The sequence below is a fragment of the Lacinutrix salivirga genome (assembly GCF_053604675.1).
Window position 1 is genome coordinate 348,960 of record NZ_JBSHNP010000141.1, and the last position, 9,735, is coordinate 358,694.

Annotated in this window: 9 protein-coding genes; 4 read left to right on the top strand and 5 right to left on the bottom strand. The window is 31.4% G+C overall.

The features are described from left to right. Position 1: 1 nt before the first annotated feature. Complete coding sequence (locus ACVC5O_RS15485; protein ID WP_452222377.1) at positions 2–2,053, top strand: M16 family metallopeptidase; 2,052 nt, start codon at positions 2–4, stop codon at positions 2,051–2,053. 35 nt (positions 2,054–2,088) lie between these two features. On the opposite strand, the gene ACVC5O_RS15490 is transcribed toward ACVC5O_RS15485, so the two are convergent. Continuing rightward, on the bottom strand, positions 2,089–2,982 hold the full coding sequence (locus tag ACVC5O_RS15490) for a DMT family transporter (protein ID WP_452222378.1): 894 nt from the start codon (positions 2,980–2,982) through the stop codon (positions 2,089–2,091). A 99-nt stretch (positions 2,983–3,081) separates the two neighbouring features. Here ACVC5O_RS15490 and ACVC5O_RS15495 point away from each other — a divergent pair, with 99 nt between their 5' ends. Then, the gene (locus ACVC5O_RS15495) at positions 3,082–3,648 is read left to right on the top strand and encodes a cation transporter (protein ID WP_452222379.1); all 567 of its coding nucleotides are present in this window, start codon (positions 3,082–3,084) and stop codon (positions 3,646–3,648) included. 55 nt (positions 3,649–3,703) lie between these two features. On the opposite strand, the gene gldD is transcribed toward ACVC5O_RS15495, so the two are convergent. The 4 genes from gldD to mutY form a co-directional block, all read right to left on the bottom strand. Further along, positions 3,704–4,288, bottom strand: coding sequence for a gliding motility lipoprotein GldD (gldD, locus tag ACVC5O_RS15500; RefSeq protein WP_452222380.1), 585 nt, complete (start codon positions 4,286–4,288; stop codon positions 3,704–3,706). Positions 4,289–4,334: 46 nt separating this feature from the next. Then, the gene (locus ACVC5O_RS15505) at positions 4,335–5,639 is read right to left on the bottom strand and encodes a gliding motility-associated protein GldE (protein WP_452222381.1); all 1,305 of its coding nucleotides are present in this window, start codon (positions 5,637–5,639) and stop codon (positions 4,335–4,337) included. Positions 5,640–5,662: 23 nt separating this feature from the next. Next, on the bottom strand, positions 5,663–6,109 hold the full coding sequence (locus ACVC5O_RS15510; RefSeq protein ID WP_452222382.1) for a single-stranded DNA-binding protein: 447 nt from the start codon (positions 6,107–6,109) through the stop codon (positions 5,663–5,665). An 85-nt stretch (positions 6,110–6,194) separates the two neighbouring features. Further along, on the bottom strand, positions 6,195–7,235 hold the full coding sequence (mutY, locus tag ACVC5O_RS15515) for an A/G-specific adenine glycosylase (RefSeq protein WP_452222383.1): 1,041 nt from the start codon (positions 7,233–7,235) through the stop codon (positions 6,195–6,197). Between the two features lie 134 nt (positions 7,236–7,369). Between mutY and ACVC5O_RS15520 the strand changes: the two genes are divergently transcribed. Then, entirely contained in the window at positions 7,370–7,660 is a 291-nt protein-coding gene (locus ACVC5O_RS15520) for an HU family DNA-binding protein (RefSeq protein ID WP_055442767.1), read from the top strand. Positions 7,661–8,025: 365 nt separating this feature from the next. After that, positions 8,026–9,570, top strand: coding sequence for an Rne/Rng family ribonuclease (locus tag ACVC5O_RS15525; RefSeq protein ID WP_452222384.1), 1,545 nt, complete (start codon positions 8,026–8,028; stop codon positions 9,568–9,570). The last annotated feature ends 165 nt before the right edge of the window (positions 9,571–9,735 follow it).

Genomic DNA, 9,735 nt, shown 5'->3' on the forward strand with positions numbered 1-9,735 from the left:
AATGAAAACAAAAATAACAGCTTTTTTAGCACTATTGTTTATATCTATATCAGCTTCGGCTCAAATAGATAGATCTAAACAACCAAAACCAGGTCCAGCTCCAGAAATTACACTGGAAGTACCTGGAGAATTCGAACTTAAAAACGGACTTAAAGTCTTAGTTGTAGAAAACCATAAATTACCTCGTGTATCGTTTACATTAAATATTGATAATGGACCTATTGAAGAAGGTGATAAAGCAGGTGTTTCTGGTATATTAGGCGCCATGTTAGGAAATGGAACAACTTCTATTCCTAAAGATCAATTTAATGAAGAAATAGACTTTTTAGGAGCACGTTTAGGCTTTGGTGCTCAAAGCGCGTTTGCTAGCTCACTTTCAAAATATTCAGACCGAATTTTAGAATTAATGGCAGATGCTATTATGAATCCTATATTCTCTGAAGAAGAATTTCAAAAAGAAAAGGAAAAAGCAATCGAAGGCTTAAAATCCTCAGAAAAAAGTGTAGATGCTGTTGCTAGTCGTGTAGGTGGAGCACTATCTTATGGTAAAAATCATGCCTACGGAGAATTTGTGACAGAAGAAACTTTAAACAATATCACTTTAGACGATGTTCGCTTATTTTACGAAAAACACTTCAACCCAAACAATGCATATCTAGTAGTTGTTGGAGATGTGGAGTTTAGCACTATTGAAAGACAAATAAATAAGAAATTTAAAAAATGGGATAAAGGTCCAGACATTATTAGAGGTAAAACACCTGTTAAAAATAACGAGCAATACACGCAAATTAACTTTGTAGATATGCCAAATGCTGTACAATCTAACATCTCTTTAACTAATAATGTCGATTTAAAAATGGGTGACGAAGATTACCACTCTGTTTTAATCGCAAACAAAATCTTAGGAGGAGGATTCAATAGTTACTTAAACATGAACCTTCGTGAAGAGCATGGTTATACTTATGGTGCACGTTCTAGCGTTGGTACAAGTCGTTATGGAGCGTCTCGTTTTACTGCAGGAGCAGCTGTAAGAAATGCCGTTACAGATAGCGCAGTTGTGCAAACACTTAAAGAAATTAAAAGAATAAAAACAGAACCTGTTGACGCCGAAGCTTTGATAAACGCAAAAGCAAAATACGTTGGTGACTTTGTTTTAGCTTTAGAAAGACCAGAAACAGTAGCCCGTTATGCACTAAATATTAAGCAAAACAATTTGCCTAAAGATTTTTATAAAAAATATTTAGAAAAAATTAATGCTGTAACAGCAGAAGATGTAAATCGTGTTGCAAATAAATATTTTAAAACCGAAAACGCTCGTATAGTTGTTGTTGGTAAAGGAAGTGAAGTTTTAGAAAATTTAGAGAAAACAGGAATTCCAATTCGCTATTTTGATCCTTACGCTAAGACTGTAGAAAAACCAAACTACACTATAGATATGGATCCAGATATGGATGCTAACAAGGTACTTAATAAGTATATTAATGCCATTGGTGGAACTGCAAAATTAAACAATGTAAACTCTGTTTTTATAACTGCTGAAGCCGAATTACAACCAGGTGTAATGATGAATCTTGAAATGAAAAAAACTAACAAAAACCAATTTGCACAAGAAGTAACTGCAATGGGACAATCTTTTGTTAAAACAGTAGTTGATGGAGAAAAAGGATACATGGTAGTACAAGGTCAGCGTAAAGAAATGACCGACGATGAAATCAAGAAAACTCAAATAACATCTTCTCCATTTCCAGAAGTAAATTACCTTAATGGTGGTGTAACTTTAGAAAAAATTGAAGATGTAGAAGGAGAAAACGCATATAAAGTAAAAGTAAGCGACACAAAATCATCTTACTATAGCGTAGAAACAGGTCTTAAAATAAAAGATACTGAAGAGACTCCACAAGGATCATCTTCTACTTTTTATTCAGAGTATAAAGAAATTGGAGGTATTATGTTTCCTTTTAAAATCTCTCAAACAATGGGACCACGTAAATTTGACTTTAATGTAAAAGAAGTTAAAGTTAACGAAGGTGTTAATGCTAGTGATTTTGATTAATTATCACTTGTAGTTTTATTAAAAAATCCGAAGTTTTAAAACTTCGGATTTTTTTTGCTCTTTTTGTTCGCTAAAAACACACCAATTAAGATAATTCCTGTTGCAAATAATTGAAGAACTCCAAAAGTCTCTCCATCAAACAATCCCCAAGTTAAGGCTACAATAGGCATAATATAAGTCACCGAAGACGCAAAAACTGGAGTAGAAATTTGCACTAACTTATTAAAAAGCACTTTTGCCATTGCTGTGCCAAATAGAGATAATATAGTAACATATAATAAAGCCATTTTAAAGTGTGGCGCAGTATAAGTTTCAACATTAAAAAAGTTAGAAAAGCATAAGATTATAAATGCAGGAACAATTATAAAAATATAATTTCCCGTAGCAATTGATAACGGTTTTACATCCTGCAAATAGCGTTTAATAATATTAACATTAGCAGCATACATAAAGGTGGATACAATAACATAACCAGCATACCAATAATTTTGTTCGGGATTTAATTCTGCACCTTGTAAAATAAGTATAGCTGTACCAATAAACCCAATAATTACTCCTAATACTTGCCGTTTTGTAGAGGCTATGTTAAAAATAGCAACACCCATTAAAACAGTATTTAATGGGACTAAAGAATTTAAAATTGAAGCTACTGCACTATCAATTTCTGTTTCTGCAATGGCAAAAAAAAAGGCCGGAAAAAAAGAACCCAAAAATCCAGATATAGCAATCCATTTCCAATCCTTTTTCTTAATGTTTTTAATAGATTTATAACCCACTGCAAAAAGCATCACACCTGTTATGATGGTTCGTAATGCTCCTAATTGAAAAGGAGATAAGCCTAAAAGTGATTTTTTAATAAGAATAAAAGACGTGCCCCAAATTACAGAGAGTAACAAAAGATATATCCATTTTATATTTTTAGAATCCATTACGTTTGATTAGAAAACACAAATTTGGAATTTTTAACACAATTAAAGGCAATTAATCTTAACTTTGTAACTATAACTTTATAATTTAATTTGATAATAATGAAAACATTAAAAAACATATTAGTTGTTTTAGCAATAACAATTATTGCTTCTAACTGTAAAAACGAAGCTCAGCCAGAGGTTAAAACTGTTGACACTGAGACTACTACTAAAACGGAAAAAGCAGAGTTAGATCCTAATGCAACGTATGCAAAAGCAGAGTTTAAAATAGAAGGTATGACGTGTGCAATGGGTTGTGCAAAAACTATTGAAAAGAAAATGGCTAAAATGGAAGGTGTAAAATCTGCTACTGTAGATTTTGATCGCCAATTAGCTATGGTAGAATATGATGATGCAAAAGTAACACCAGCTACTTTAGAAACTACTGTTACTAGCGTTGCAGACACTTACAAAGTAAAAGATATGCATACTGTTGAAGCATTCTCTACAGATAAAAAAGACTGTACAATGAAATGTAAAGACAATTGTACTAAAAAAGACTGTGCAGATTGTGCTGCAAAAACAGCAGAATGTAAAAAGAAGTGTGCTAGCAAAACTAAAGCCGAGAAAATGGCTTGTGCAGAGGATTGTAAAAAAGCATGTTGTGCTGAGGCTAAAAAGGCTTAAGATTTCAACTTTTTAAATAAAAAAGGCTTCTCTTTGAGAAGCCTTTTTTATTTATTTACCTCCACTCCACAGTTTCCATAATACGCTTAATATCATTACGTAAGTAATTTGCTGCAGGCAATATAGAATCGTAATTTGGCTTTGCATAAAAGTAAAGAGAGCCAGTTAAAAAATGCTTAGTACTGTCTGTAACATAAAATTGAGATGGCGAAGCTGCATCACCTCCTACCTCATAAAACATTCCATAAACTTTTCGTTCTGGATTTTCGTATAAATCTCCAAAAATTTCATCGGCTTTTAATGTGTGCTCTTGAGTAAAGTTTTGAGCATCTTGCAAATACGATTTCAATTCATTTTCAGGATTTTTTATTGGTTTATAGGTTAAATAAATGGTCCCTTTTAATTTTGGGTATTCTATATTAACACCATAGCTATCTTTTGTGCCTCTAAGCGGTTTAGTAACTGTTTTTTCGGCAAGCTGGTTTTTATCAAATGTAAAAGGTAAATCTGTTTTTTGTTTTTTATATACAGCCTCAGGATACTCCAAACTCAAAAATGCTTTGGGTTTTGGCACAGGATCTTCACCACAACTAATTAATAATACTAGTGCTAAAACAAAAAATAGTCGATTTAATTTCATTATAATATTGTGTGTTTTACAAGAGGTGTTTAATTAATTTAAAACGTTAAGGCAAAGTTACTTTTAAGCGTTTAATTCGTTTTTTATCCATTGCTTCTATAGTAAAAACGTAATTTTCAAAAATTATTTTACTTCTCACTTTTGGGAAGCTTCCTGAGATTTCTAAAACAAAACCTGCAAGTGTTTCAGCTTCACCTTTATTATTTTCAAAAAGCGATTCGTCTTCAAGCTTAATAACTTTATAAAAATCTTTTAAAGCGGTTTTGCCTTCAAACACATAATTATTATCGTCTAATTTGGAGTATATTAAATCTTCATCGTCAAACTCATCGCTTATATCTCCTACAATTTCTTCAATTATATCTTCTAAAGAAATCAAACCAGAAGTGCCACCATATTCATCTACAACAACTGCTAAATGCACTTTTTTCTCTTGGAATTCTGCCATTAAATCATCGAGTTTTTTATTTTCTGGCACAAAAAAAGGCTGTCGTAATAAAGTGGTCCAATCAAATTGTTTTCTATCTATAAAAGGTAATAAATCTTTTACATACAAAACACCGATAATAGTATCTACATTATCTTTAAAAACAGGGATTCTGGAGTAGCCATTTGCTACAATTTCTGGTATTATATCTGTGTATTTTTTTTCAATATCTAACGCAAAAATATCTATTCGAGGTCGCATAACTTGCTTAGTATCTGTATTCCCAAAAGAGACTATACCTTGTAGTATTTTTTGTTCTTCTTTTGTAGTGTCGTGCTCACTGGTTAACTCCAAGGCTTGAGAAAGTTGATCTACACTTAAATTAGATTTCTGTCGTCCTAGCTTATTGTGGATGCCTAAAGTAATGCTTCGCATTGGTAAGCTTATTGGCGAAAACAAAAAGTCTAAAACTCTAAGTGGATAAGCCATAAAAAGAGAAAACTTTAAGCTATTTCTACTAGCGTAAACTTTTGGTAAAATTTCTCCAAACAATAAAATTAAAAATGTAATTAAAACAACCTCTACAATAAATTTTAAAACAGAACTTGTAATGTTTTGGAACATAAAATCTCCTAAATAAGCAAACAGTATAACAATTGCAATATTTATAAAGTTATTAGCAACTAAAATGGTTGCTAGCAATTTTTTGGGACGCTCTAAAAGCTTAGAGACTATTTGTGTAGATTTAGAGTTAACTAGCTCACCTTCTTCTAATTGTGTAGGTGTTAAAGAAAACAATGCTACCTCTACTCCAGATACTAATGCAGAGCATGTTAATAAAACAAATAGCAATACAAAACTACTTACAATTGCAAAGTCAATTGCTAGTATATACAGTATTAAACTCGTGGGCTCAGGATCCAAAGATTAGTGTTTTAAATTAAAATTTAAAAAGGAAGATCATCCTTTGTATCATCAACAGGCTCAGAAGCTGGTTTATTAGCTACTGGTTTTGCTGGTGTTTGTGCAGTATTTCCTGCTTGGTTTTCACTTTCTTTTTTTGTAGATAAAAAAGTAAAATCGTTACATTGTATCTCTGTAGAATATCTGTCGTTACCAGAATCATCTTGCCACTTTCTGGTTTTAATACGTCCTTCTATATACACTTTGTCGCCTTTAGATAAGTATTTTTCGCAAATTTCGGCACCTTTATTACGTACAACAATATTATGCCACTCTGTATTTGTAATACGCTCGTTAGTTTGCTTACTTACATAAGTTTCGTTTGTAGCAATAGGGAAACGACCTACACAACCTCCTCCTTCAAAATAGTGCATTTTTACTTCGTCGCCTAAATGACCTATTAACATTACCTTATTTAGTGTTCCAGACATAATTTTAATTTATAAAGTACAAAATTACTCTTTTGTTTTATCAATACTAAATTTAATAAAAAAAAGACTTCTTTTTACAGGTTTTTTAAAAATTAAAAGCTTTAATAAAATTACTAATTAAAATAGGAACAGGGTAACTTTCTATTTTTTTAACTGAAATGCCTTTTGGTAAATTAGTAGTTGTAGTTACAATCCAAAATTTAGTATATAAATGTTGATGTGATAGTTTATGGATAATTTCAACCTCATTATAAAGGCTTACTTCGTATAAAGCATTCGTTAAATACTCTAGCTTAGAGAGTTCATTTTCAATATCTGAAACAGAAAAACTTGTTTTACTTTCTATTAAAGGGAACTGGTATAAGTTTTGCCAAATACCTTTTCCTTTACGTTGTTCTAATATGGTTTGATCACTTTCATTTAAAAAAACAATGTAATTAAAGTATTTTTTTTTAACAGTCGTTTTTTTAAGCTTAACAGGTAAATCGCCAACCAAATTGTTTTTAAGAGCCACACACGATGTGTTTAAAGGGCAACTATCACAATCAGGACTTTTGGGTTTGCACTGCCTGGCACCAAATTCCATTATGGCCTGATTAAATGTTGCAGGCTGCTTAGTATCCATTAAGCTTTGTGCTAAAGCTTTAAACTCTTTAAAACCACTAGTTGTATTAATTGGTGTTTTTATACCATAATATCTTGAGAGTATGCGGTAAACATTACCATCTACAACTGCAGTAGGTTCATTAAAACTAATAGAAGCAATTGCACTTGCAGTATAATCACCAACACCTTTTAAGGTTAGTAATTGTTTATAATTATCTGGGAAATTACCCTCTAAATTAGTAACTATATGTTGCGCAGTTGCGTGTAAATTACGTGCTCTAGAATAATACCCTAAACCTTGCCAAAGTTTTAAAACCTCTTGCTCTTGTGCATTGGCTAAATCATAAACAGTAGGATACTCGCTCACAAATTTATGGTAATAAGGAGTGCCTTGAGCAACTTGCGTTTGTTGCAATATAATTTCAGACAACCAGATATAATAAGGATTTTTGGTTTGTCGCCAAGGCAAATCTCTCTTATTTTTTGAGTACCAATTAATTATAATTTTAGTAAAATTCATTTTGCAAATTCTAAGTGCCACAAAAGTAATCCTTTACCACATTTAATTTTAATGATTTAGGTTTGAAATATTGAATATTTAATTCCTATATTTGCATCCCTTAAATATTATATATAACCCTAAACAAAATAAAAATGACGAAGGCTGATTTAGTAGCAAAAATTTCAGAGAAATTAGGAATTGAAAAAGGCGATGTACAAGCAACTGTAGAAACATTCATGGAGGAAGTTAAAACATCTTTAGAAGGTGGAGATAACGTGTACTTAAGAGGATTTGGTAGCTTTATTATAAAAACAAGAGCAGAAAAAACTGGTAGAAATATTTCAAAAAATACAACTATTAAAATTCCTGCACACAATATACCAGCGTTTAAACCTGCAAAAGTATTTGTAGAAGGTGTAAAAACTAACGTTGATGTTAAGTAAAATATTAAAACGAATTATTAATTTAAAAAAGCAATAACTTATGCCAAGTGGAAAAAAACGTAAAAGACACAAGGTTGCTACGCATAAGCGTAAAAAAAGAAGACGTGCTAATCGTCACAAAAAGAAAAAATAATTCAAAAAAGTAGTTATAATAACTACTTTTTTGGTTTGTTAAAATGTTCTTTGAAACTGAGCATATTGCCCTTTAACCTTGGCAATAATAAAGCTCAAACGGATTAAAATCCTGTGAAAACCTTAATTAATTTATTAAGGTTATTATCTGTCCATTGAAAGACAATGGTAACTCTCAGATAATAAATTGTATAATCCATCTATACTTAATTGTATGGATAAAAATTAACTAAATGAATAAAGAATTGATTATTCGATCTAGTTCAGACAATGTTGATTTTGCCTTATTAAAAGATGGAAAATTAGTTGAATTACATAAGGAAGAGGATAGTAACAACTTTGCTGTTGGTGATGTGTTTATAGCCAAAATTAGAAAAGCTGTTCCTGGTTTAAATGCTGCGTTTGTTAACGTAGGTTATGAAAAAGATGCGTTTTTGCATTATCATGATTTAGGCCCAAAAATTCCTTCTCTTTTAAAGTTCACAAAACGTGTAAGCACAGGTAAACTAAATGATTTTTCTTTAAAGAATTTCCCATTTGAAAAAGATATTGATAAAGACGGCAAAATTGCCGATGTCTTAAAATCAAATCAGTCTATGTTGGTACAAATAGTTAAAGAACCAATATCTACAAAAGGTCCTAGAATAAGCTCTGAGCTTTCTATTGCTGGTAGATACATAGTGTTAGTACCTTTTTCTGATCGCATTTCAATTTCTCAAAAAATTGAAGACAAAGAGGAAAAAGACCGTCTAAAAAGATTGGTAAAAAGTATTACACCAAAAGGTTTTGGCGTTATTGTACGCACTGTAGCCGAAGGCAAAAAAGTAGCCGAACTAGATAAAGATTTACAAAATTTGATTGGTCGTTGGACCGCAATGTGTAAAAAGCTACATAAAGCACATCATCCTACAAAGGTATTAGGAGAATTAAATAAAGCCTCGTCTATGTTACGAGATATATTTAATGACACTTTTACTGGAATCCAAGTAGATGATGAGGCGCTTTACATTCAAATAAAAGATTATGTGCAAGAAATTGCACCAAAAAAAGAATCAATAGTAAAATTGTATCAATCAAACGTTCCAATTTTTGAAAAATTTGGAGTAGAAAGACAAATTAAAACGTCTTTTGGTAAGACCGTTTCTATGGCTAAAGGTGCTTATCTTGTTATAGAGCACACAGAAGCATTACATGTAATTGATGTAAATAGCGGAAACCGATCTAACAAAGCCAACTCGCAAGAAGATACTGCATTAGAAGTTAATTTAATCTCTGCAACTGAGGTTGCAAGACAATTACGCCTAAGAGATATGGGAGGAATAATTGTTGTAGATTTTATTGATATGAATACTGCTGCGAATAGAAAAAAACTGTTTGATCATCTTAGAAATGAAATGAAAGATGATAGAGCTAAACACAAAATATTACCTCCAAGTAAATTTGGATTGATTCAAATAACAAGACAACGCGTTAGACCAGAAATGAACATTAAAACCAGAGAGGAAAATCCTAATGGCACTAATGGAGAAGAGGTTGAAGCACCAATTGTATTAGTGCAAAAAATTACGCAAGATCTTGAGCAACTATTTAAAAAAGACTATAAAAAGGTAACTTTAAACACACATCCTTTTATAGCAGCCTTTTTAACCAAAGGTTTTCCATCTATACGTTCAAAATGGTTTTTTGAACACAAAAAATGGGTCAAAATTTTACCAAGAGATGCTTACACATACTTAGAATATCATTTTTTAGATAAAGATGGTAATCAAATTAAATAATAAAAAAGCCTTACTAGATTTTAGTAAGGCTTTTTTTATGGCTTTGTCACGTCCTGAAATAAGTTGACACAAAATCGACTTATTATGAAAAACAAAGAAACCAAAAGAGTAAAACGTACCCAACGCGATTATAATTTAGGCTTTAAATTAGCCCTTGTATCAGAG

Coding starts and splice junctions, on each gene's coding strand:
- ACVC5O_RS15525 (WP_452222384.1), top strand. CDS start 8,026: ATGAATAAAGAATTGATTATTCGATCTAGTTCAGACAATGTTGATTTT.
- mutY (WP_452222383.1), bottom strand. CDS start 7,235: ATGAATTTTACTAAAATTATAATTAATTGGTACTCAAAAAATAAGAGA.
- ACVC5O_RS15495 (WP_452222379.1), top strand. CDS start 3,082: ATGAAAACATTAAAAAACATATTAGTTGTTTTAGCAATAACAATTATT.
- ACVC5O_RS15520 (WP_055442767.1), top strand. CDS start 7,370: ATGACGAAGGCTGATTTAGTAGCAAAAATTTCAGAGAAATTAGGAATT.
- ACVC5O_RS15490 (WP_452222378.1), bottom strand. CDS start 2,982: ATGGATTCTAAAAATATAAAATGGATATATCTTTTGTTACTCTCTGTA.
- gldD (WP_452222380.1), bottom strand. CDS start 4,288: ATGAAATTAAATCGACTATTTTTTGTTTTAGCACTAGTATTATTAATT.
- ACVC5O_RS15485 (WP_452222377.1), top strand. CDS start 2: ATGAAAACAAAAATAACAGCTTTTTTAGCACTATTGTTTATATCTATA.
- ACVC5O_RS15510 (WP_452222382.1), bottom strand. CDS start 6,109: ATGTCTGGAACACTAAATAAGGTAATGTTAATAGGTCATTTAGGCGAC.